General features: G+C 58.8%; 1 protein-coding gene. It reads right to left on the bottom strand.

Going from position 1 to position 255, the window contains the following annotated elements:
• The coding region (locus HAP95_RS05330; protein WP_215883279.1) for a hypothetical protein at window positions 1-255 on the bottom strand (255 nt) is incomplete at both ends.

The raw sequence follows: 255 nt of genomic DNA on the forward strand, positions 1-255 counted from the left end.
ATGGCCACGGGCCAAGCCCAACAGATTTTCGGGCGTGGCGCGCTCTGGGGTCAGGCTGGTGAGTCCGAAGGCGTAATCATCCCGAATGGTGCCCTCTTTGCGGTTGATGGTGGAGCGTTGGATCAGGAAAGCTTGTCCGACATGCGGAAAATGGAGGCCGGTTGCCTGGGTGGCGACGATGATTTTGCGATGTTCAAAGCGGCCATGTCCGACCTCTGTGGTTTCAGCGCTGAGGGGAAAAATCGCCCCAAGGGA

Origin of the sequence: Acidithiobacillus sulfurivorans, assembly GCF_018853815.1 — a bacterium.
Classification (GTDB): Bacteria; Pseudomonadota; Gammaproteobacteria; order Acidithiobacillales; family Acidithiobacillaceae; genus Acidithiobacillus; species Acidithiobacillus sulfurivorans.